General features: G+C 61.9%; 21 protein-coding genes. 14 read left to right on the plus strand and 7 right to left on the minus strand.

Translation table 11 applies throughout. The features are described from left to right. The first annotated feature begins 157 nt into the window (after positions 1–157). Complete coding sequence (locus tag AAFO92_RS07110; protein WP_347534023.1) at positions 158–847, plus strand: FadR/GntR family transcriptional regulator; 690 nt, start codon at positions 158–160, stop codon at positions 845–847. Between the two features lie 9 nt (positions 848–856). Here the strand turns inward: AAFO92_RS07110 and AAFO92_RS07115 are convergent, their stop codons facing one another. Beyond that, positions 857–1,579 (minus strand): type 1 glutamine amidotransferase, encoded by a 723-nt coding sequence (locus tag AAFO92_RS07115; protein WP_347534024.1) that lies wholly within the window; start codon positions 1,577–1,579, stop codon positions 857–859. A gap of 57 nt (positions 1,580–1,636) precedes the next feature. Next, the gene (locus AAFO92_RS07120) at positions 1,637–2,593 is read right to left on the minus strand and encodes a GlxA family transcriptional regulator (RefSeq protein ID WP_347534025.1); all 957 of its coding nucleotides are present in this window, start codon (positions 2,591–2,593) and stop codon (positions 1,637–1,639) included. A gap of 87 nt (positions 2,594–2,680) precedes the next feature. Between AAFO92_RS07120 and AAFO92_RS07125 the strand changes: the two genes are divergently transcribed. Genes AAFO92_RS07125 through AAFO92_RS07150 form a run of 6 tightly spaced genes read left to right on the plus strand, consistent with a single transcriptional unit; the run spans position 2,681 to position 9,594 of the window. Then, positions 2,681–3,931: a sarcosine oxidase subunit beta family protein gene (locus AAFO92_RS07125; protein WP_347534026.1), complete on the plus strand. Its 1,251-nt coding sequence runs from the start codon at positions 2,681–2,683 to the stop codon at positions 3,929–3,931. Between the two features lie 15 nt (positions 3,932–3,946). Continuing rightward, complete coding sequence (locus AAFO92_RS07130; protein ID WP_347534027.1) at positions 3,947–4,234, plus strand: sarcosine oxidase subunit delta; 288 nt, start codon at positions 3,947–3,949, stop codon at positions 4,232–4,234. Continuing rightward, a complete protein-coding gene (locus AAFO92_RS07135) occupies positions 4,231–7,179 on the plus strand; it encodes a sarcosine oxidase subunit alpha family protein (RefSeq protein WP_347534028.1) in 2,949 nt (982 codons plus the stop codon). Before AAFO92_RS07130 ends, AAFO92_RS07135 begins: the two co-directional genes overlap by 4 nt. Further along, complete coding sequence (locus AAFO92_RS07140) at positions 7,172–7,741, plus strand: sarcosine oxidase subunit gamma (RefSeq protein WP_347534029.1); 570 nt, start codon at positions 7,172–7,174, stop codon at positions 7,739–7,741. The genes AAFO92_RS07135 and AAFO92_RS07140 overlap by 8 nt, the downstream gene beginning before the upstream one ends. A gap of 40 nt (positions 7,742–7,781) precedes the next feature. Continuing rightward, positions 7,782–8,774, plus strand: coding sequence for a helix-turn-helix domain-containing protein (locus AAFO92_RS07145; protein ID WP_347534030.1), 993 nt, complete (start codon positions 7,782–7,784; stop codon positions 8,772–8,774). Positions 8,775–8,811: 37 nt separating this feature from the next. Continuing rightward, on the plus strand, positions 8,812–9,594 hold the full coding sequence (locus AAFO92_RS07150; RefSeq protein WP_347534031.1) for a TIGR01458 family HAD-type hydrolase: 783 nt from the start codon (positions 8,812–8,814) through the stop codon (positions 9,592–9,594). A gap of 52 nt (positions 9,595–9,646) precedes the next feature. Here the strand turns inward: AAFO92_RS07150 and AAFO92_RS07155 are convergent, their stop codons facing one another. Then, positions 9,647–12,226 carry a hypothetical protein gene (locus tag AAFO92_RS07155; RefSeq protein WP_347534032.1) on the minus strand — a complete coding sequence of 860 codons (2,580 nt, stop codon included), beginning with the start codon at positions 12,224–12,226 and terminating at the stop codon, positions 9,647–9,649. A gap of 146 nt (positions 12,227–12,372) precedes the next feature. Here AAFO92_RS07155 and AAFO92_RS07160 point away from each other — a divergent pair, with 146 nt between their 5' ends. Further along, positions 12,373–13,041 carry a thiamine diphosphokinase gene (locus tag AAFO92_RS07160; protein ID WP_347534033.1) on the plus strand — a complete coding sequence of 223 codons (669 nt, stop codon included), beginning with the start codon at positions 12,373–12,375 and terminating at the stop codon, positions 13,039–13,041. A gap of 10 nt (positions 13,042–13,051) precedes the next feature. On the opposite strand, the gene AAFO92_RS07165 is transcribed toward AAFO92_RS07160, so the two are convergent. From AAFO92_RS07165 to AAFO92_RS07180, 4 genes are all read right to left on the minus strand, one after another. Next, positions 13,052–13,960 (minus strand): DMT family transporter, encoded by a 909-nt coding sequence (locus tag AAFO92_RS07165; protein WP_347534034.1) that lies wholly within the window; start codon positions 13,958–13,960, stop codon positions 13,052–13,054. 59 nt (positions 13,961–14,019) lie between these two features. Then, complete coding sequence (locus tag AAFO92_RS07170; RefSeq protein ID WP_347534035.1) at positions 14,020–14,541, minus strand: hypothetical protein; 522 nt, start codon at positions 14,539–14,541, stop codon at positions 14,020–14,022. Positions 14,542–14,644: 103 nt separating this feature from the next. After that, a complete protein-coding gene (locus tag AAFO92_RS07175; RefSeq protein WP_347534036.1) occupies positions 14,645–16,018 on the minus strand; it encodes an L-serine ammonia-lyase in 1,374 nt (457 codons plus the stop codon). After that, the gene (locus AAFO92_RS07180; RefSeq protein ID WP_347534037.1) at positions 16,018–16,722 is read right to left on the minus strand and encodes a glutathione S-transferase family protein; all 705 of its coding nucleotides are present in this window, start codon (positions 16,720–16,722) and stop codon (positions 16,018–16,020) included. Before AAFO92_RS07180 ends, AAFO92_RS07175 begins: the two co-directional genes overlap by 1 nt. A gap of 145 nt (positions 16,723–16,867) precedes the next feature. Here AAFO92_RS07180 and rpiA point away from each other — a divergent pair, with 145 nt between their 5' ends. The 6 genes from rpiA to AAFO92_RS07210 all read left to right on the plus strand — a co-directional run bounded on the left by rpiA (position 16,868) and on the right by AAFO92_RS07210 (position 23,107). After that, entirely contained in the window at positions 16,868–17,656 is a 789-nt protein-coding gene (gene rpiA, locus AAFO92_RS07185; RefSeq protein ID WP_347534038.1) for a ribose-5-phosphate isomerase RpiA, read from the plus strand. 13 nt (positions 17,657–17,669) lie between these two features. Then, a complete protein-coding gene (locus AAFO92_RS07190; RefSeq protein WP_347534039.1) occupies positions 17,670–19,127 on the plus strand; it encodes an FAD-dependent oxidoreductase in 1,458 nt (485 codons plus the stop codon). A 68-nt stretch (positions 19,128–19,195) separates the two neighbouring features. Next, entirely contained in the window at positions 19,196–20,377 is a 1,182-nt protein-coding gene (hflK, locus tag AAFO92_RS07195) for an FtsH protease activity modulator HflK (RefSeq protein WP_347534040.1), read from the plus strand. After that, entirely contained in the window at positions 20,377–21,279 is a 903-nt protein-coding gene (gene hflC, locus AAFO92_RS07200; RefSeq protein WP_347534041.1) for a protease modulator HflC, read from the plus strand. Before hflK ends, hflC begins: the two co-directional genes overlap by 1 nt. Continuing rightward, complete coding sequence (locus AAFO92_RS07205; protein ID WP_347534042.1) at positions 21,276–21,473, plus strand: DUF2065 domain-containing protein; 198 nt, start codon at positions 21,276–21,278, stop codon at positions 21,471–21,473. The genes hflC and AAFO92_RS07205 overlap by 4 nt, the downstream gene beginning before the upstream one ends. A gap of 137 nt (positions 21,474–21,610) precedes the next feature. Then, positions 21,611–23,107 carry a DegQ family serine endoprotease gene (locus AAFO92_RS07210; RefSeq protein WP_347534043.1) on the plus strand — a complete coding sequence of 499 codons (1,497 nt, stop codon included), beginning with the start codon at positions 21,611–21,613 and terminating at the stop codon, positions 23,105–23,107. The last annotated feature ends 198 nt before the right edge of the window (positions 23,108–23,305 follow it).

Raw genomic sequence — 23,305 nt, forward strand, 5'->3', positions numbered from 1 at the left:
GTGGCTTGATGTCAAAACCGGAACGGTGCACCGAAGTGTTAATGAAAGTCTTCCCTCAAGTCGCCCAAAAGTCAACCACTTTTGGTCCAATACTGGGAATTCCTGTTGTGATCGCTTTATTTCGGTATAATATTGGTTCATAATTGAGGTGCAATACATGATTGAATCATCCGAGCAGAAACTTGGGGCCGCAGACATTGCCGCGCTGTTGAGGCGGGAAATTTCCAAGGGATTCCTGCAGCTTCATGACAGGTTGCCTCCGGAAAGAATGCTGGCCGACACTTACGGCGCCGCGCGCGGCACGGTGCGAAAGGCGCTGACCCTTCTTGAAAGCGAGGGTTTTGTCGAAACCCGGCCCGGAAGCGGTACATATGTGGTGCATACGCCCGCAGACACGTCATCCGACGCGATCGAAAACGCGACGCCGCTGGAATTGATGGATACGCGATTCGCGCTTGAACCACATATCTGCCGCCTGTCCGTGCTGCATGGCAGGCGGGCTGATTTCGACGCAATGGAAAGCCTGTGCTCGCGGATGGAAACCCTGACCGATGACCCGTTGGCGTTTTCCGAAGTCGATTCCGAATTTCACCGCGCCCTGGCAGGTTCGACCCGCAACGGGCTGCTGATATGGATCATCGACCAGATCGGCCACGTTCGCAGCCAGGACGACTGGACGCGGATGCGGCACCTGACACTGGATGCGCGCACGATCAACCAATACAACGCCCAGCACCGTCAGATCCTGAACGCCATTCGCACCCGCGAACCGGAACGCGCCGCGAATATCATGAAAGAACATCTTGAAACCGCGCGCCTGTCTCTGACCCGCGCGGCCGAGACCTAGGGCAGCGGCCTACCGCGCGGTGGCGGTCATCTGCAGCCAGTTCATGTAGAGACGCTCAGCCATGTCATTGAACGACTGCATTCGCGCGGCGCATTCCGCGTCGAAACGGTCGACCGCGCCCTTTCCCTTCGCCTTTTCCAATGCACCGGCATATTCGGGTATGTCGGCCCAGTTCCGCACCGTGTCGCCTTCCAGCTCCACATGAAACTGCATCGAAACGGCGCGGGTTCCCCACTTCATCGCCTGCACGGCGCAGGCCGGTGATGTGGCCAGACACTGCGCGCCGGCCGGCATCTGCTTGACCTCGGCCGAATGCCACTGCAAGGTCTCGAACCGTTCCGGCAGACCGTCGAACAGCACGCCCGTCGCGCCCGCCTCGGTCAACTGCACTTCCATCACGCCAATCTCGGGAATATCCGACGGCCCGACCGCGCCGCCCAGCGCCTCGGCCAGCAGCTGATGGCCCAGACACAAACCCAGAAAGGGCAGGCCTTTTTCTTCTACCGCATTACGAATAAACGCTTTTTCGTCTTTCAGCCACGGATGCGCATCCTCTTGCCAGACATCCATTGGCCCGCCCATAACCCAAAGCGCATCATACCCGTCAAGTGCGGGCAACGCCTCGCCCCTGTCCAGTTCGACAGCATCCCAGGTGTGGCCGTCTTCGGTGAGAAAACCACGAAAAACGCCGGGATGTTCGACAGTCGCATGTTGCAAAACCAGAATGTGCATGAGGCCCTCCGAATTTGCGCCGACCCTAAGCCGCAAATGACGGCAAGCGCAAGTTTCCTAGCGCGAAGCCGAAGGCGGCTGCCCGAAATGCTGGGTAAAGGCGCGCGAGAAATGCGAGGAATTGGCAAAGCCCGTCGCCAGCGCGATCTCGGTCAGTGACAGGGGTGAATTCCTGAGCAAGCTCTGTGCCTTGTCCAGTCGCAATTCGCGGTAATAACCCATCGTGGATCGCCCGAGTTTTTCGCGAAAGAGCCGGTTCAGCTGACGCGGTGAAACACCGGCCGCCCGGGCCAGTTCGTCCAGATCGACTGTCTCGGCGACGTTGCTCTCCATCACGTCCACCGCATCGAGTATGGCTGCGTTGGTCGATCCGACCCGATCCACCAACCCGCCACGTTGCGGTCCGATCGAAGGGCGGATTTCCGTGTGCATGAACCAATCGCTGACCAACCTTGCGAACGGGGCCCCGTGGTGGCGCGCGATCAGGGCGTGCATCAGATCCAGCGGTGCGGTCCCTCCCGCGCAGGTCACCCTGTCGCGGTCAATCACGTAGAGCGTCCGGTCGATCATCAGATGCGGAGAAATCTCGGCCAGCGCCTGGGCATGTTCCCAATGGATGGTCATGCGCCGCCCCTCCATCAACCCGGCCCTGGCCAGTATCAGCGGCCCACCCGAAACGCCCCCCAGCCGCGTTCCGGCGCGCGCCTGCCGTACCAGCCACGGAAATAACGGGCGTTCGTTGTAATGCGCCGGATCGCCCCCCGCCACGACAAAAAGATAGTCCAGCTTCGGCGTCTCAGCGATGGTGGCCTGCGGTATCACCACCGCCGCGCCCGAGCTTTGTATCGGATCGGCAGTGACCCCGATATTGACGACCTCATACAAGGTCCGACGCCCCAGAAGGTTGGCCGCACGCAACGGTTCCACCGTCGACGAGTAGGACATCAACGCAAACCCGTTCAGGGTCAGGATACCGATTCGGCGCTTTTCGATCTGAGAACCAATTACGTCCATTTCAGAAACATAAAAGTCTATATAAGGAAAGTCGAGTCGCCAGATTCCCGCGATGCTTAATACCTGAGCTTCAGGGATCATCGCACAATGCGCTACTCAGCTTTCAAGATCTTTACCCAGGGATTGACCGGCAACAAGGGTTGGAAACCGGTCTGGCGCGAGCCCGACCCGAAACCGGAATACGAAGTCGTCATCATCGGTGGGGGCGGTCACGGGCTGAGCACCGCGTATTATCTGGCCAAGGAATACGGGATCACCAACGTCGCGGTTCTGGAAAAGGGCTGGCTAGGGTCGGGCAATATCGGGCGAAATACCACGATCATCCGCTCGAACTACATGCTGCCCGGCAATGAACCGTTCTACGAGTTCAGCATGAAACTCTGGGAAAACCTGGAGCAGGATTTCAACTACAACGCCATGATCAGCCAGCGGTCTATCCTGAACCTGGTGCATTCGGACGCGCAGCGCGACGCGTTCATCCGCCGCGGAAACGCGATGTTCCTTGCCGGCGCCGATGCCGAATATGCCGATGCCGATCAGCTGCGCCGGGAACTGCCGTTTCTCGATTTCGACAATGCGCGATTCCCGATCAAGGGCGGGCTTTACCAGCGGCGCGGTGGCACGGTGCGCCACGACGCGGTGGCCTGGGGCTATGCCCGCGGCGCCGACAGCCGCGGGGTCGACATCATCCAGAACTGCGAGGTCACCGGCTTCGACATCCAGAACGGCACCTGCCGCGGGGTGGAAACCAGCCGCGGGCCGATCCGCGCCAAGAAGATCGCTGTCTGCGTCGCCGGATCGTCGGGCCGGGTCATGGCCAAGGCAGGGATGCGTTTGCCCATCGAAAGCCACGTCTTGCAGGCTTTCGTCTCCGAAGGTCTGAAACCCGTCCTCCCTGGGGTTATCACCTTCGGGGCCGGGCATTTCTATGTCAGCCAATCTGACAAGGGCGGGCTGGTGTTCGGCGGCGATATCGACGGCTACAACACCTACGCTCAGCGCGGCAACCTGCCGGTGGTCGAAGATGTGGCCGAGGGCGGCATGGCGATCATGCCGATCATCGGCCGCGCACGGTTGTTGCGATCCTGGGGCGGCGTCATGGACATGTCGATGGATGGCTCTCCCTTTATCGACAAGACCCATATCGGTGGGCTCTATTTCAACGGCGGCTGGTGCTATGGCGGCTTCAAGGCGACGCCTGCCAGCGGGTTCTGCTACGCACATCTGCTGGCCCGCGACACACCGCACCCGGTGGCGACCGAAATGCGACTGGACCGGTTCCGGCGCGGTCATCTCATCGACGAAAAAGGCCAGGGCAACCAGCCCAACCTGCATTAACGGAGGGACCGGGAAATGATCATCAACCATCCGCTTCTTGGCCCCCGCGACGCCGCTGAATTCGTCTATCTGGGCGACGCCAGCCTGATTGACCGGCCCGATTGGCAGGACAAAAACGCCGATGAAAAGTTCTATGAATACGGATATTTGCGCGAAAACCCCGCCGGTAAACATCAGGAGCTCTGGTATCACGAACAAGGCGATAGGTCGTGGCTGGTGCTGACGCGCGACACACTGACCCATGAGATCACCAAGGTAGAAATGGCCCGTGACGTGGCCCGGGCACGGGGACGCAGCAAATGACGCAACCGAACCGGATCGAAGGCGGCCAGGTGGACCGCTCGAAAGAGGTAAAATTCACCTTCAACGGGAAGAACATGCGGGGCTATGCGGGCGACACGCTGGCCTCGGCCCTGCTTGCCAACGGGCAGCGTCTTGTCGGGCGATCGTTCAAGTATCACCGTCCGCGCGGCATCCTGACCTGCGGCAGCGAAGAGCCCAACGCGCTGGTGCAACTGCGCAGTGGCGCCCATCAGGAGCCGAACACACGCGCCACCGTGACCGAGCTGTTTGACGGCCTGACCGCCACCAGCCAGAACCATCGCGGATCGCTTGAACATGACTTGATGGCAGTGACCGATCTGCTGGCGCCGTTCCTGAGCGCGGGGTTCTATTACAAGACCTTCATGTGGCCCAAGGCGTTCTGGGAAAAGCTCTACGAGCCGATGATCCGCAAATCCGCCGGGCTGGGAAGCCTATCGATGCAGGACGATCCTGACAGCTATGACAAGGGGTTCTTGCATTGTGACCTGCTGGTGATCGGCGCGGGCCCTGCGGGACTGAGCGCCGCGCTTGCGGCCGGGCGCAGCGGGGCGCGCGTCATCCTCGCGGACGAGGATTTTACGCCCGGTGGGCGCCTCAATGCCGAAACGCTGGAAATCGACGGGATGGGCGGCGCCGATTGGGCCGCGCAGGCCCTCGCCGAACTGGCCGCGATGGACAATGTCCGGGTCATGACCCGCACAACTGTCTATGGCGCCTATGACCACGGCATATACGGCGCGCTGGAACGCTGTACCGACCACCTGGCAAGCTCAGATGGGAAGCCGCGGCAGATCCTGTGGCGGATATATTCGAAACGCGCGGTACTTGCGGCAGGCTCGACCGAACGCCCGATCGCCTTCGGTAACAATGACCGGCCCGGTATCATGCTGGCAGGGGCGGTGCGCGCCTATGTCAACCGTTTCGGCGTGACGCCCGGCCAGCAGGTCGCGGTTTTCACCAACAACGACGATGGCTGGCGCACCGCGGCTGATCTGGCCGCGAAGGGGGTCGAGGTGACGAACATCATCGACACCCGTGATGCGCCCGCCGTCTGCGACGTACCCGGCGCGCGCCATATCCGCAACGCCGCGGTGATGGATACGGTGGGCCGCAAGGGGCTGAAATCCGTCACCCTGACCAGCGGTCAGGTGATCCCCGCCGACTGCCTTGCAGTGTCGGGCGGCTGGAACCCCAATGTTCACCTGACCTGCCATCAGCGCGGCCGCCCCGAATGGCGGGACGACATCAGCGCCTTCGTGCCCGGCAGGGATCTGCCCGTCGGCATGGCCGTCGCCGGCGCGGCCAACGGCGCGATGACCCTCGCCGCCGCCCTGACCGAGGGCCGCGACGTGGCGAATGCGCAGATCAAGGATCTGGGCTTCACCGCCTCGCGCAAAACCGCCCCCAAGGCCGAGGATGAACCGCGCGATTGCGCGCCCATGTGGCATGTCGGCGAAAGCAAAAACCGCGCCTGGGTCGACCAGCAGAACGACGTAACGGTCAAGGACATCAAGCAATCCTATCGTGAAGGTTTCCGCTCGGTCGAGCATCTGAAACGCTACACCACGCTGGGCATGGCCACCGATCAGGGCAAGACGGCGAACATCCCGGCGCTGGCGATCATGGCCGAATGCACCGGCAAGTCGATCCCCGAGACCGGCACGACGATCTTCCGCCCGCCCTACACACCGATACCGCTGGGCGCCCTGGGGGGCCGCGCGCGCGGCAAGGATTTCCGCCCCTATCGCCTGACACCCTCGCATGACTGGGCCTCGAAGAACGGGGCGACATTTGTCGAGGTCGGCAACTGGCTCAGGGCGCAGTGGTATGCCCGCCCGGGCGAGCAGGGATGGCGTGACAGCGTTGATCGCGAGGTGGTGATGACCCGGAATTCGGTCGGCATCTGTGACGTGACCACCCTGGGCAAAATCGACATTCAGGGCAAGGACGCGGCGGATTTCCTGAACGTCGTTTACGCCAACGCCTTCGGCAAGCTGCCCGTGGGCAAGGTGCGCTACGGCCTGATGCTGCGCGAGGACGGCATCTGCTATGACGATGGCACCACCGCGCGGATGGGCGAGAACCACTTTGTCATGACCACGACCACCGCCAACGCGGTTCTGGTGTTCCGCCGGATGGAATTCGTCCGCCAGTGCCTGTGCCCCGACATGGATGTGCACCTGATCTCCACCACCGATGGCTGGGCGCAGTTCGCCGTGGCCGGACCCAATGCGCGCAACCTGCTGCGCAAGGTGGTCGACGAAGATCACGACATCTCGAACGAGGCCTTCCCCTTCATGGCCTGCGGCGAGGTCACGGTCTGCGGCGGCACGCCTGCGCGACTGTTCCGCATCTCTTTCTCGGGCGAGCTGGCCTATGAAATCGCGGTGCCTGCGCGCTATGGCAACGCGATGATCGAAGTGCTGATGAAGGCCGGTGAGGAGTTTGATGCCGTACCTTACGGCACCGAGGCGCTTGGCGTCATGCGCATCGAGAAAGGTCACGCGGCGGGCAACGAGCTGAACGGTCAGACGACCGCGCTGAATCTCGGGCTTGGCGGCATGGTCTCGGCCAAGAAGGACTGCATCGGCAAGACCCTCGCGCAGCGCCCCGAGATGAACCGCGACGACGCGATCCGGCTGGTGGGCTTCCGCCCCGTGGACCGCAGCCTGAAACTGATCGCCGGGTCGCATTTCATCAACCAGGATGAAGAGGCCGTCATGGCAAACGATCAGGGCTGGATGACCTCGGTCGCCTACTCGCCCTCGCTGGGCCATTCCATCGGGTTGGGCTTCATCAAGTCCGGACACGAGCGCATGGGCGAAATCGTTCGCGCCGTCAGCCCGATCCACGATACGGAAATGGATGTCGAAATCGTCTCGGCGCATTTCATCGACCCCGAAGGAGAACGTCTCCGTGCCTGAATTCACGCTCATCTCTGCCCCGCCGCTGGCGGGTTACGATCAAAGCTTTGATGGCGTGACCCTGAGCGCGCCTGCAGATCTGGCGATTGTGTCGATCGCCCTGCCCCTGGGCGGCGAAGCGGCGGCGGAAAACGCGATCAGCGCTGCCTATGGCGCCGCCTTGCCCGCTCCCGGAAAATCGGTGCTGTCCAAGGATGGCAAAGCCCGTCTGGTACGCCTGTCGCCGGACGCGGCATTCGTGATCTTCACCCACGCGACCCCGGACGTCGAGCCGCATGTGGCCGCCAGGCTGAAAGGCGACGCCTATACAACCGACCAGACCGATGTCTGGACCGGACTCGAGATCGCCGGACCCCGCGCGCGCACCGCCCTGGAACGCATCTGCCCGCTGGACATTTCGCCGCAGACCTTTGTCGAGGGTGACGCAGCGCGAACTATCATGGAACATTTGGGGGTTCTTATTATCCGCACCGGCGACGACGGCTTTCTGCTTCTTTCCGCCAGTTCGTCCGCCAAATCGTTCCTGCACGCGGTCGAAACATCCATCCACAATACTGCCTGAAATCCGGGCGGAAAAGTGACTCCGAAGAAGGAAAATAGCGATGTATCTTGACACGTTGAGCGCAACCCAAGCACCCGTTCCTTCTGCGATCCATTGCCGGCGTAGCCTGTCGGGTGATTTCGTGTTCCTGTCGCAGGACGAAACCGTGACCTTCGCCGCCGAGGCCTGTATCGACGTGCTGCGATCGGCCAACCGGCTGACCGGTGAAGACGGGTATCGCTGGACCCACCACATCGGCGAAGACTGCCTGGAGGACGGGCCGATCTGTGGTCCGGATCAGACGCTGGTATTGGTCGGCGGGGTCGATAACCCCTGGCGTCCTTCGCAGGAACGCCTGCTGGATCTGCGCGCCTGCATCCGCAACGCCGCGCGGGTCTGCGTGGTGGGGGCCGCGGTCTTCGTTCCGCTGGCCGCCGGCGTTCTGGGCGCCAAGCAGCTATCCGTTCATCCGAATTTCCGCCCGGGCGTGCGCGAAACCGGCCGGACAGTGGAACTGACCGAGGGCGCCACCTGTCACCACAAGGCGCTTTCCAGTGCCGTCAGCCCCACCGCGGCGATCCGCATGATGGTGGAACTGGTGGGCGCGCGCGACGGCGAATTCACCCGCGCAACGCTGACGAAATATCTTGGCCTGAGCGACCCGGACGAGGATATCGGCATGGCCGAGCACTGGCGTTACAAGCGGCTGGCCCAGGGCAACCTGGTAATCAGTGATGCACTCAAGATCATGCTGGATCACCTTGAGGACACGCTGAGCGTGGGCCAGATCGCGGATATTCTCGAGGTTTCTCCGCGCAAACTGGAACGCGGGTTCCGCGACCTCCTCAATCAGACACCGCTGAAAGTCTATCGCGATCTGCGTTTGGACCGCGCGCGAAGCCTGCTGGCGCAGACCTCGATGCCGATGAATGAAATCTCCGTCGCCTGCGGCTTTTCCAACGTGACGCTGATGAAGAAATGGTTCATCGAGAAATATGGCGAGTTGCCCGGCCAGGTGCGCCAGCACGCCTTTGGCGGAATGCTCCGCGCGTGATTTGACCGGGATCGGCCGCCTTGCCATTCTATAGCCCATGATACGTGGCGTTCTTCTGGATATGGCGGGCGTGCTCTATGATGGCGAGCAGGCCATCGAAGGCTCGGCCGAAGCGGTCCGGCGGCTGCATGATGCCGGTTTTCCCATACGTGTCATCACCAACTCAACCCGCAAGCCACGGCGGCTGTTGTTGCGGAGACTGGCCAAGCTGGGTTTCGATATCGATGCCGAGCAGCTCTTTACCCCGGCCAGCGCCGCGCGCGCCCGGTTGGTGAAAAAGGACCACGCCGCCCAATTGCTGATCCACCCGGATCTGGCCGAAGATTTTGACGATATACCCACGGGCAAGGAGGTGCAGGCGGTGGTCGTCGGGGACGCGGCTGAGTATTTCACCTATGACGCGATGAACGCGGCATTTCGCGCCTTGATGGATGGCGCCGAACTGCTGGCGCTGGCCAATAACCGCTGCTTCCGGGACGCCGGCGGTGCGCTCAGCATTGATGTGGGCGCCTATGTCGCCGCGCTTGAATATGCCAGCGGCACGTCGGCCAGCGTTCTGGGCAAGCCCGCCCAGGCGTTCTTCGAGACGGCACTGGCCAGCATGCAGGTTCCGGCAGCGGATGCGGTCATGATCGGTGACGACGCCGAGGCCGATGTGGCCGGCGCTCTCACGGCCGGGATCGGCACCGCGGGATTGGTGCGCACGGGCAAGTATCGTGACGGGGATGAAGCCCGGGTCACACCGAAACCCAGTTTCATCGCCTCGGACCTGTCTGAGGCCGTTGACTGGATTCTGAACAGGAAAGACCGCAAAGAATAAACCCCCGGAGAGGTTGCTCTCCGGGGGTGTGTTTCCTGGGTTTCGCCGGCAGCTACCCGGCGTGGCGCGCCTCATCCCGGAACTCGGTTTCGTCGGTCACGGTAAAGCGGCCGCCCTTGATTTTCTGGATCTTGCCGTCGCGCAAGAGCTTCCCGAACGAACGCAGCCCATCCTCGCGCGAGAAATTCTCTTTCTCGACTTCCTGGATCTTGTGCATCAGCATCGGGCGCGAAAACTGCGAACGACCCTCGACATCCGACATGTAGGCAGCGGCGGCTTCCAGCAGCTCGGACAGCTGGGTCGCGCCCATCTGCCGGGCATATTCGGTGAAGTTGCTGCCGGTATCGCGCGCATCGCCATCGTCTGCGCCGGCTTGCTCGGCGGTGGCCGAAACACGGCGGGGGCGGATCGGCGCCTGTTCGGTGTCGACACGCTGCTCGGCCACCAGTTTCAGCGGCGCCGGACGGCTTTCGGCCGGGCGCTCAGAACGGTTGCTGCCCTCGGTCGAACTGGGGCGACGCGGACGCACCACGCTGGCAAGATCGCTGCGATACGGCGCGTCATCCACGTTCTTTTTCAGATCCGCACCCGCCTTCTTTTCGGCCCTTGTCGCGGCCACGGCGGCGCGCAGGTGCTGGATGGCGCTGCGGCGCTGGTTTGATTCCGGCTTTTCAAGCTGGCTGTCGGCCTCGTCGAAAATCCGCTCAATATCCGAACTGCCATCCGCCGCGTCAAACCTGTATCGGCCTTCGCGGGCGGCCGGCTGTTCTTCTTCGGCAATACCGGGTTCTTCCGCATCGGCCTGGGCTTCATCGTCCTCGTCAGTCCCGGCTGCTTCCAGATCGGCTTCGACCTCGGCCAGTTCACGCTGCAGGTCTTCTTCCTGTTCCGGGCTCAGCAGCGTATCATCGGAGTCCTCGTCGGTTCCTTCGGCCGCGTCGTCTTCTGCCTCTTCGTCCGAAGAGGCATCGGCGACCATACTTCCGCCTATCGTGGCTTCGAAATCCTCGTTCTTCATCTTGATGACGCGGGCGTTCAACGGATCGCGCATCTCGTCTTCGTCGCCCACGGCTTCTTCGCCCTCGGCTTCTTCACCCTGGGCGTCATCGAATGGCGCCTCACCCGATTGCAACATCTCCGCGGTCTCATCCGCGGGCTGTTCCTCCAGGTCGGCCAGATCATCCTCGGCCGTGCTTTCATCGACGGTATCGGCTTCACCGATCAGTTCATCGCCCTCGCCACCTGTCGCAACGTCATCGTGGTCCTCATCGGTGATGGAATCGGCCAGAAGTTGCGACAACGTGTCTTCGAAACCGTCATCCGCCTCCGGCACGCTCGTTGCCGGCATATCTGCCGCGACGCTCTCTTCTTCGGGCTCCGCGTCTTCTAGCACTTGCTCTTCTTCGATTTCGCGCGCCCGCTTGCCAGCCAGCGACATCAACATGTCGGCATCCGTGTCGGCGCCGGTCTCTGCCGTTTCGCTCGCCCGCAGTTCGGCGGCGTCGTCCATGGCCAGAGCAGCGTCCAGATCGGCGGCTGTTTCGCTCAGGAAGTCCTGCGCATGTTCGTCTTCGCTGTAATCGTCGTCCTCGTAGGGCTGTTCGCTCTGCGATACGACCGACCGAATACGGCTCAGCTTGGCAGCAACGCTTTCGGAATCGGCGGCAGGCGCCTCCGCTTCCTCGGTTTCGTAAAATGACGGTACTTCAGGTTCTGCAGATTTCTGGAAAAATTCCTCTGCGGTTTCAATCGTTTCCTCCGCAACCTCTTCCGCCTCGGTCACCGGATCTTCTGTCGGGGCAACAACTTCTTCTGTGGCGGGTGCCTCCAGTTCGTCAGACGCTGTTTCAGCCTCGGCTTCAGCCGGCTCAGCGATCCTGGCAACTTCGTCCTCGAACGGTTCGGCATGTGCCTCTGCCGGGGCTGCACTCGACAGATCCTCGGCCGGTTCATCCGCAAGGTAGTCGGTCGCAACGAGATTATCGGCCGGATCGGGCACGGGAGTGTCAGCAACCGTTTCCTCGTATTCCGGACCGATTTCCGCGCGACTATCCTCGTCGGCGGCACCGATCGGTTCCTCGACAGGTTCGGCATCCGCCACCGCGTCAAAGGTCGTTTCCTGAACTTCCTCTTCCGCGGTTTCCGTGGCGGCGTCTTCCGGCATCGCGTCGGTCGGTTCCGCGGCTTCCGGCGTTTCGGCGACGGCTTCCGCGATCACTTCGGCGGCTTCCTCTGGCGCGGCTTCCTGCGCGTCAAGGACAGGCTCTGCCACGGGTTCCGCAGCTTCGGACGCTTCGGCCTCCGACGGTTCGGCTGGGGTTGTTTCCTCGGGCTGCCTCAGCCCGGCATCCGCCAGCGCCGCGGCAAGCGCGGGGCTCTCGCCTGCGCGCAGCACGATCTTACCCTGATCTTCATGCGCCTCGACCCGGCGTGCGATTTCGCGTTCGGCGATGCGGGCCAGCATCTCGGCATCCGGCGTCGGAGGTTCGGCGCCGAAATAGCGATCATCAGCAGCGAGGTCGCGGAAATACTCGGCAATCGCCTTCATCGTTTCGAAGGAGTCGTCGAACCCCTCAAGCGTGCACGAGAATGTTCCGTAGGAAACCGTAAGAATTTTACTTGTATTAACCATATTGTCGCTCGCTTTGCTTTGCCTGCAAAGAAGGTATTTACCATCAGCCTCGGGACGAAAGCTGCCCGATTCTTAGAGTTTTAACGTACCATTTTGTGGCGAGAATGTGTTCACTTGGATAAATAGCGGTTAATTCCGGGGAAAAAATGATCGTTCAACAATCACACCCCGTCACCCTGATTGGTGGTGCAGCGGTAAACAATCAAGGGCTTGCGCGCGCATTGGCTTTGGCACCGGTCGTCGTAGCAGCCGATGGCGGGGCCGATACGGCGCTGGTCCAGGGGGTGACGCCTGATGCGGTTATTGGTGATTTCGACTCGATCAGCGAATCGGCTCGCGATGTGATTCCCGATTGCCGTCTGCACCCGATCACGGAACAGGACAGCACCGATTTCGACAAGTGCCTGGGCAATATTCGCGCGCCCTTGATCATCGGTCTGGGGTTTGCCGGCGCACGGATGGATCACCAGCTGGCCGCGTTCAATTCGTTGGTACGCCACCCGGCGCAGCGCTGTATTCTGGTGGGCGAGGCCGACCTGGCCTTTCTCTGCCCGCCGTCACTGCGGCTTGAGGTGCCCCCCGCCACGCCGTTATCCCTCTTTCCGATGGGGGCAGTCGAAGGCATCTCGGACGGGTTGAACTGGCCGATTGCCGGGCTGAATTTCGCACCTGACGGGCGGGTCGGCACCTCGAACCGGACCACCGGACCGGTTTACCTTGACGTCACCGCGCCCAAAATGCTTGTCATCCTGCCCAATTCAACACTGGAAAGTGTCGCTGCCGCGCTCCTGGAAACCACTTCCGCCTGGGAATGACCCCAATTGGTCAGGCGGGTGGCATCGGCCGGCGCTGCATGGCCCGTTCTCGCACAAAGACGTAAAGACCCGACCCGACGATCAGCGCGATGCCGACAAATGTCAGCCCGTCGGGCAAATCGCCAAAGATGTAGAACCCGAAAATCGTGGCGCCCACGATCTCAAGATACTGCAACGGCGCCAGGACCGAGGCAGGGGCCAGCGACAGAGCGAAGCTGATACAGATATGGCTGATCGTCGCGATAATCCCCAGGGCCGCCAGCAGTTTCAACTCACGCGCCTCGGGCCAGGCCGGATCCAGCGGGCCGATGTTACTGCCGTCAAAGACCCAGAGCACCGGAACGGCTATCACCAGGGCGGCCAACCCGGTATAGACCTGAAGCGTGATCGGGTGCATCCGCGTCGCCATGCGACGTGTCAGGATCATGTAGAACGCAAAGCAGAGCGCGGTGACCAAAGGCAATAGCGAGACGGGGCCAAGTTCTTGAAAACTGGGCTGAATGATCAACAATGCGCCACCGAACCCGACGACACAGGCGATATAACGGCGCAGGCCCACCTGTTCGCCCAACAGCCAGCCCCCCAACAGCGTCAGGATGAAGGGTTCGACGAAAAAGATCGCGATCGCGTCGGCGATCGGCATGAACCGGACCGCGGTAAAGAAAAATGCGGTGGCCACCATCAGCAGGGCCGACCGCGCCAGGTGCAGGCCCAGTTCCGCGCGATCCGGCCGGTGCATCCAGCCCATCAGCGCCGCCAGTGGCAGCAGCAGCGCACTTTGTACCAGGAACCGCGTGGCGGCGATCTGACCCACCGCAACCGCATCGCCGATCAGCTTGGCCATACTGTCCATCAGCGGGGCAATCAGCGAAAACCCCACCATCAGAAGAATACCGTAAAGGGTGCGATCCCTGGCCATGCCGCGACGCTATGCGCAGCGCGACGGATTGGCAATCGGGATCGGAAAAAAGGCGACCTTTAGCGGGCCGACCTGCGCTGTGCATCGGCCGCCAGCCGGTCGAACGGGTCCGGGCGATTGGCCAGCGCCTTCGGTTTGCGGTCCAGCGTTGCCAGCCGCGCCACAAGGAGCTGGATTTTCGCGCTCACCCCCTCGGGCGCCTCTTCCTCGCCCTGAAGGTGCAGCTTCGCGGATTGGAACGCGTCCTTCTTGCGCGGCGCTCTGATAACGGTCGCCTTTGCGGCATCTTCGGCCTCGGCGTTATCCGCGGTCTTGCGCCGGAAAAACGGGAGATACAGGGTGAAACCACGTGTCGGCGCGTCCGCCGCGATTGCTGCATTTTCGGCGTTTTCGGCCATATTAGTCTCTGATTTCATGTCAAACTGGCCCCCGCGTTCTTGCCGTGGCGTGATCAGCGACATGGGAAATTTCCATCCGGATTTCTCGGCAATGGGCGCAGCCGGGAGACCAGCCTCTGCCGGCCCAGCTGTCGGGTTTTCCCGGCGGCGGCGCAAGGAGAACTTGGCAAAGATCGAACGCATCGTGCGACATTCCTGAGTCAATTAGAACTTGTCTCAAAATCGCTCGACCTTCCCGGCGAAAATTGGGCGCCGGCGTGGTTATTTGGCGAAAACGGTGGAGAAATCAGCAGTTTGGAACGTTGACGGCCAACCCGCCAAGCGATGTTTCCTTGTATTTCTCGCTCATATCCGCACCGGTCTGGCGCATTGTTTCGATACAGGCATCAAGCGGCACCAGATGGGTGCCGTCGCCGCGCAGGGCCAGCGATGCCGCCGACACCGCCTTGATCGCGCCCAGGCCGTTGCGTTCGATGCACGGTACCTGCACCAGGCCTTTGACCGGATCGCAGGTCATGCCCAGATGATGCTCCAGCGCGATCTCGGCGGCGTTTTCAATCTGCGCTGGCGTGCCGCCCAGAACAGCCGCCAGCCCGGCCGCCCCCATCGCCGAAGCAGAGCCTACTTCGGCCTGACAGCCCGCTTCGGCACCGCTGATCGAGGCGTTGAACTTTACCAGACCGCCAATCGCCGCCGCGGTCAGCAGGAAATCTTCGATCTGTTTTTCCGACGCACCCGGCACATGTTCGAGCCAATATTTGATGACCGCCGGCACCACACCGGCCGCGCCGTTGGTGGGCGCGGTCACCACCTGCCCGCCGGCCGCGTTCTCTTCGTTCACGGCCATCGCGTAAACGCTCATCCAATCGTTGATCTTGTGCGGTGCGTTCAGGTTGGTACCGCGTTCCGCGATCAGCGCATCGCGGATACCCTTGGCGCGGCGCTTTACGTTCAGCCCGCCGGGCAAAACACCGTCGGTGTTCATGCCGCGCTCGATACAATCATCCATCACCTGCCAGATACGCGCCACGCCGGATGTCAGGTTTTCCGGCCCGCCACGCGAATGTTCGTTGGCTTTCTTCATCTCGGCGATGGTCTTGCCGCTGGTTTCGGCCATCTCAAGCATTTCCGCCGCGGTCTTGAACGGATAGGGCACCGGATCGCCCTCTTCGGTGTTGCGGCCCTGCGCCAGTTCAGCCTCGGTCATCACAAAGCCGCCGCCGATCGAGTAATAGGTTTCCTGCAGGATCACGTCGCCCTGCTTGTCGGTGGCCATCAGGATCATGCCATTGGCGTGGCCCGGCAGGTTGGGGCCAAAATCGAACAGCAGATCTTCCTTGGGATTGAACTTGAGCTCGGGCAGCCCCTTGGGGTGCACCGTGTGCGTTTCGCGTATCTGCTCCAACGCGGCTTCGGCCTTGTCGTTGTCATAGCTGTCGGGAACAAAGCCTGCGAGCCCCAGGATCGTGGCCCTGTCGGTGGCATGGCCGACACCGGTAAACGCAAGCGACCCATGCAACGAGCCCTTGACCCCGTGGCAGGTGAACTCTGCCGCGCGCATCTTGTCCAGAAACCGCGCCGCCGCCACCATCGGCCCCATCGTGTGCGACGATGACGGGCCGATACCCACTTTGAACATGTCGAAGACAGAAAGAAACATCAGCTGGCAAACCCTTCTGGCGGATTGGCGTATCGCGGGGCGGTGAACGGATGCGGCCCCAGACCCTCGGCATCTATGGCACGTCGGACGCTGGCGCAAGGCTCCAGTCGCGCCGCCATAGCCTGCAAATGCGGCCATTTCGACAGGTCGAACCAGTCACAGCCGCCCACCGGGTAAAGCACCATCCAGCGCAACAGGCAAGCAACATAGAAATCCAGCACCGAACGGGCCGCGCCGCCAAACCAGGCAGGACGGGCGGCTGCCGCGGCATCGAGCGCGGCAAGGTGGTGTGACAACTGCCCGTGCACATGCCCGCGCAGGCCCTCTTGATGCGCGCGGTCCGGCCCGACATATTGCTCCGAATAAAACAGCAGCCGCATCCCCGAATGCACCGTGTTTGACGTGAAGAAGAGCCATTTCAGAAACGTCGCACGTTGGGGGCTGTCCGGGGCCGGCGCCATGCCGCCGTGGCGATCCGCCAGCCAAAGCAGGATTGCCCCGGTTTCGAAGATCGGCCCGTCGGGCGTTTCCAGCACCGGGATCAGCCCGGCGGGGTTCAGTTGCAGATACTCGGCAGACCTTTGCGCGCGCTTGCGCCTGTCCACCAGCACGGCGTCATAGGGCTGTTCCATCTCTTCCAGCGTCAGCCGCACGATCAGGGACGCATTGTCTGGTGCATAATGCAGGCGATAGGGCGTGTTCATGTCACGACCCTATGGCACCCTTGGTGCCCCGCCCGTCAAAAAACGACGCCTCGGCCGTCAAAACTTGCCCTCGGCATGGATTGCCCCCTCGCACCCCGCCTGCATTGCCCCTATAACCGCTGCCAAAGATCGGGGAGTCGCTCATATGTCCGGAGAATTATCGCCCATTGACAAGGCCAAGTTCGTTGCCGCCAAGCGTGCTGTCGATTTTGTCGAGGACGGGATGCGCGTGGGGCTCGGCACCGGCAGCACCGCCGCCTGGATGGTGCGCTGCCTGGGCGAGATGGTTCGCGATGACGGGCTGAAAATCCGCGGTGTGCCGACCTCGACCCGGACCGCCGACCTGGCGCGCGAAGTGGGGATCGAGGTGATCAGCCTTGATGAGGCGAAGTGGCTGGATGTCACGATCGACGGGGCGGATGAATTCGATGCCGACCTCAACCTGATCAAGGGCGGCGGCGGCGCATTGTTGCAAGAAAAGATCGTGGCGACCGCCTCGGACCAGATGATCGTGATTGCCGATGTTGGCAAGGAGGTCGAAACCCTCGGTGCGTTCCCCCTGCCGGTCGAGGTCATTCCGTTCGGCTGGCAGACCACGAAATCGCTGATCGAGGAATTGTTGATCAGCATGGATGTCCTTGGCCGCGACGCCACCCTGCGGATGAATGGCGAAAGCCCCTTCGTGACCGACGAGGGCAATTACATCCTTGATCTGCACCTGGGCCGGATCGGCAACGCGCAACAATTGTCTCTGGCGATGAACCAGATGCCGGGGGTGGTTGAAAACGGGCTGTTCATTGATATCTGCGACGTGGTGGTTCTGGGCTATGGCGATGGCCGGGTCGAGACGCGCGACATCAACCAGGGCACGGTGGAAGAGGACCGTCTGGATTTCCTGGAATCCGACAACCTGTTCACCGATATGCTTGATTAAGGCAGGAAACGGAATGGCGTTTGACTATGATCTCTTTGTGATCGGTGGCGGCTCGGGCGGGGTCCGGGCGGCGCGGGTGGCGGCCTCGGGCGGGGCAAAGGTGGCGCTGGCCGAAGAGGACCGCTATGGCGGCACCTGCGTGATCCGCGGCTGTGTGCCCAAGAAACTGATGGTCTTTGCCTCGGAATTCGCCGGCACACCCGATCAGGCGCGGGCCTATGGCTGGGATCTCTCGCTGGGTGCGTTTGACTGGACGGCCTTCTCGGGTCAGCTGAATACCGAGCTTGACCGCCTGGAAGAGGTCTATCGCAACCTGCTGAAGAACAGCGGTGTGGATAGTTTCGACGCCCGCGCACGGCTGACCGACGCGCATACCGTCGAGCTCAGCACCGGCAAGAGCTTTACCGCCAAGCACATTCTGGTGGCGACCGGCGGCCATCCGGTGCGCCCGGACATGCCCAACGCGCATCTGGGCATGGTCTCGGACGACATTTTCAAACTCAAGAAGCTGCCCAAGTCCGTGCTGATCGTTGGCGGCGGATATATCGCCTGTGAATTTGCCGGTATCCTCAATGGCCTGGGCGTGAACGTGACACAATACTACCGCGGCGCGCAGATCCTGCGCGGCTTCGATGACGAGGCACGCGGGCTGATCGCCGAATCGATGCAGGAAAAGGGCATCGACCTGCATCTGGGGACCAACATCCTGGAAATGGCACCGGCCTCCGCAGATCATTCGGCCAGCCACGCCGGCACAGGTTCAGATGCGGCGATGGGTGCCCCTGTCGGCACCACGCAAGATCTTCTGCCCGGCGCCGAGGACACCGGCGAACCGGTCTGGGTCAAGGCGACCAACGGATCGGAAAACGTGTTCGACGCGGTGTTCTTCGCCACCGGGCGCGACCCGAACACCGCCGACATGGGGCTGGAAGAGGTCGGCGTGAAAATCGGCCGGCGGGGTGAGATCGTGGTTGATGAATACAGCCAGAGTTCGGTGCCGTCGATCTACGCGATCGGCGACGTGACCAACCGCGTTGCCCTGACGCCGGTGGCTATCCGCGAAGGCATGGCCTTTGTCGAAACCGTGTTCAACGGCAATCCGACGCCGGTGGATCATGAACTGATCCCGACCGCGATCTTCACCCAGCCGGAAATGGGCACGGTTGGCATGAGTGAGGAAGAGGCCCGCGAACAGGAGCCGGTCGAAATCTACTGCACCTCGTTCCGGCCGATGAAATCCGCCTTTGCCAACCAGCCAGACCGGGTGCTGTTCAAGCTTGTCGTGTCCAAGGCGACGCGCAAGGTGCTTGGCTGCCACATGGTCGCGCCCGGTGCCGGCGAAATGATCCAGCTGGCGGGTATTGCCATCAAGATGGGTGCCACCAAGGAAGATTTCGACAGGACCGTGGCGGTACATCCCACCATGTCCGAAGAGATTGTCACGATGCGGGAGCCGATCAGGACAGCTTGAAATTTTGCCTTTACGGCACAGGTTAGATACACCGCTTGGAAAAGCGGCATAAGAAGGGAAGATGATACATGGCTGGACATTCTGGCGGCCCCTGGGGCGGCGGCGGAAATTCGGGCGGCGGCGATGACGACCGCGGCGGCAATCGCGGCGGCAGGCGCCCGCCGGAGGGCGGGCAGATCCCCGAAATCGAACAGCTTGTGAAAAAAGGCCAGGACCAGTTGCGTGTGCTGATGGGCGGTCGCGGCGGCAATAGCGGCGGCGGTGCGGGCGGCGGCGGTAATGGCGGCGGCATCGGCAGGGGCACCATATTTCTGGGACTTGCGGCGGCTGTTTTTGCCTGGGGGATGGCCAGCTTCTACACGGTCAAGCCCGAAGAACAGTCGATCGAGCTGTTTCTGGGCGAATTTTCCGGCATCGGCACCGAGGGTCTGAACTTTGCCCCCTGGCCGGTGGTCACCTACGAGGTCTTCAACGTCACCACCAACCGCACCGAGGATATCGGTGTGCGCCGGTCGGGCCGGGACAATGACGGGCTGATGCTGACCACCGACGAGAATATCGTCGACATTGATTTCCAGGTGGTCTGGAACATCAAGGACGCCAAGAATTTCAAGTTCTCGCTGAAATATCCCAACGATTCGGTCCGCGCGATTTCCGAGGCCGCGATGCGCGAAGTTATCGCGCAATCCGAACTGGCCCCGATCCTGAACCGCGACCGGGCCGCGATCGAGGCGCGGGTCAAGGAGCTGATCCAGACCACGCTGGACAACCGCGAAACCGGCATCAACATCGTCCGCGTCAACTTCAACAAGGTGGACCCGCCCAGCCAGCGCGTGAACGTGACGGACACCGAAGGGCGCACGTCATCGGTGTCGGTGATCGACGCCTTCCGCGACGTGCAGGCGGCAGAGCAGGAACGCGACAGGGTGGAGCGCCAGGCCGATGCCTATGCCAACCGCAAACTGGCCGAGGCGCGCGGTGAATCCGCCCAATTGCTCGAAGCGGCCGAGGGGTATCGCGCCCGCGTCGTGAACGACGCCGTGGGTGAGGCCAGCCGTTTCCTGGCCGTTCTGGCCGAGTACCGCGAAGCGCCGGAAGTGACCCGCAAGCGCCTCTATCTGGAAACGATGGAAAAGGTGCTGGGCGATGTCGACAAGATCATCCTTGAAAATAACACCAATGGCGGTGCGCAGGGCGTGGTGCCCTACCTGCCGCTGAACGAACTGCGCCGCAATCAGGGGGCAAACTGATGGGAAAAACCAAACTCCTCATTCCGATTCTCATCGTTGCCGTGGTCGCGGTGCTGTCGGCGATCTTCATCGTCGATGAACGTGAGAAGGTCCTGGTCCTGCGCTTTGGCCAGATCAAGCAGGTACGGGTCGAGCCCGGCCTGGGTTTCAAGGTGCCGTTGCTGGACGAGGTGGTCCGCTACGAGGACCGGATCCTGTCGCTGGAAACCCCGGTTATCGAAGTCACCCCCGCCGATGACCGGCGGCTTGAGGTGGACGCCTTCGTGCTGTACCGCATCACCGACGTGGTGCAGTTCAGGCAGGCCCTTGCGGCCGGCGGCGAGCGTGAGGCGGCAATCCAGCTAAACGACATTCTTGACGGTCAGATCCGGGCGGTTCTGGGTTCGCAAGGCGTGACATCAAATACCATCCTGTCACCTGAACGCGCGGGCCTGATGGAACAGATCAGAACCCGTGCCGACAGCCGCGCCGCGGCGCTTGGCCTGGATGTGGTCGATGTGCGCCTGCGCCAGACCAATCTGCCCGAGCAGAACTTTGACGCGACGCTTCAGCGGATGATTGCCGAACGTGAACGTGAGGCCACCGACGAACGCGCCCGGGGCCGCGAGGCCGCGCAGCGTGTGACAGCAACCGCCGACCGAACCTACGAGGAGATCCTGTCGGAAGCGCGCCGTGATGCCCGGATCATCGAAGGTGAGGCCGACGCGGAACGCAACAAGATCTTTGCCGAAGCCTATGCGCAAGATCCCGAATTCTTCGAGTTCTACCGTTCGCTGGCGGCCTATGAGCAATCGCTCACCGGTCAGAATTCGTCGATGGTCCTTTCGCCCGACAGCGAATTCTTCAACTATCTGCGGTCCGATCAGGGCGCCGCGGCCATCCGTTCGCAGCAGGCGCAATGATCGAAACCACGTTTCTGGCCCTCGGGCTGGTACTGATTGTCGAGGGGCTGGTCTATGCACTGGCCCCTTCGCTTATTGACCAGTTGTTGGTGGCACTGCGGGCCATGCCGATCGAAAGCCGCCGCCTCCTGGGCTGTCTTGCCATCGTTCTGGGGCTTATCATGGTCTGGGTCGCCAAAACGCTTGGCGCCTGATAAGCTGCCCCAGACCATCACATGCACGTGACCGGATGTTGCGGTCTTTGCGATCTGCGGATCGGCACCTAAATATATCAATAGACAGGTCCGGCTTCGTGGCCGGGTAATTTGAGGACACCAAGGGAGATTTTCGCGTGAAGGCTCAATCCGTTCCGGTAACACGGCAGAATATCAACAGTTTGCGCGCATTCTGGCTGACGGCACTGACGTTTGCGCTGCTGCTGGCACAAAGCATTGTGGCCCAGGCTCGGCCCGACAGTTTTGCTGATCTGGCCGAGAAATTCAGCCCTGCGGTCGTGAACATCACCACATCGACGGTCATGGCACAGGGCACCGGCCCGTCGCCCATCGTTCCCGAAGGTTCTCCGTTCGAGGATTTCTTTCGCCAGTTCCGCGAACGGAACGAAGACGGCGACCGCCCCCGCCGCACTTCGGCCCTGGGCTCGGGTTTCGTGATTTCCGAGGATGGCTATGTGGTCACCAACAACCACGTGATCGAAAGCGCCGATGAAATCATCGTCGAATTCTACTCGGGCAAGGAGCTTGAGGCCAAGGTGATCGGCACCGACCCCAAGACCGATATCGCATTGCTGAAGGTCGATGCGAAAGAGCCATTGCCCTTCGTCAGTTTTGGCGACAGCGATCTGGCGCGCGTGGGCGATTGGGTGGTTGCGATGGGCAACCCGCTTGGACAGGGTTTTTCCGTCAGTGCGGGCATCGTATCGGCCCGCAACCGGGCGCTGTCCGGTACCTATGACGATTACATCCAGACCGACGCCGCGATCAACCGCGGCAATTCGGGCGGGCCGCTCTTCAACCTCGACGGCGAGGTGATCGGCGTGAACACCGCAATCCTCAGCCCCAATGGCGGTTCGATCGGCATCGGATTCTCGATGGCGTCGAACGTCGTCACCAAGGTTGTCAAACAGCTTCAGGAATTCGGTGAAACCCGCCGCGGCTGGCTGGGTGTCCGCATCCAGGATGTGACCGATGACGTAGCCGAGGCGATTGGCCTCGAGAAGGTTGCCGGCGCTTTGGTGACCGATGTTCCCGAGGGCCCCGCCGCCGAGGCCGGCATGGAATCCGGTGATGTGATCATCTCGTTTGACGGCAAGGAAGTCGAAGATACCCGCGGCCTGGTGCGCCAGGTGGGTAATACCGAGGTCGGCAAGACGGTACGCGTGAAGGTGTTCCGCGATGGCAAGACACAGACGCTGAAGGTCACACTGGGTCGCCGCGAAGCGGCGGAAGGCGCGGTTCCCGCCGCCCAACCGGGCACCGAGGACGATGATGCCGAGGAACCTCAGCAAAAGGAAATGCTGGGCCTCTCGCTGAGCGCCATCACGAACGAGGCGCGCACGGCGCTGAACCTCGATGCAGACACGACCGGCCTTCTGGTCACGGATGTGGATGAGCTTTCTGAAGCCTACGAAAAAGGCGTGCGTCCGGGTGATCTGATCACCGAAGCCGGCGCAGGCATGCTCAAGATCGCCGGAATCGCCGAATTCGAAGATCTGGTGGACAAGGCGAAGGATGCCGGCCGCAAATCCATCCTGCTGCGCGTCGTACGCGATCAGGATGCCAGGTTCGTGGCACTGCCGCTGGAAGAAAAGAAGAAAGACGGCGAATAATACCGCTGCCTTCGCAGAACAAATGAACGGGCGCTCCGAATTCGGGGCGCCTTTTCTTGTTCACTGGCCGAGCTTGGTTAGAGATCACGATTTCCGGTTTGCGCCCGGGCTTGCCAAGCAACCGGAGCCGCGCGAGGCGCAAAGTGCCAAGGATGAGACTGTTCGCAAAGCGGCAGACATACCCTTTGCCTGCCGCGC

Origin of the sequence: Roseovarius sp. CAU 1744, assembly GCF_039839345.1 — a bacterium.
GTDB lineage: Bacteria > Pseudomonadota > Alphaproteobacteria > Rhodobacterales > Rhodobacteraceae > Roseovarius.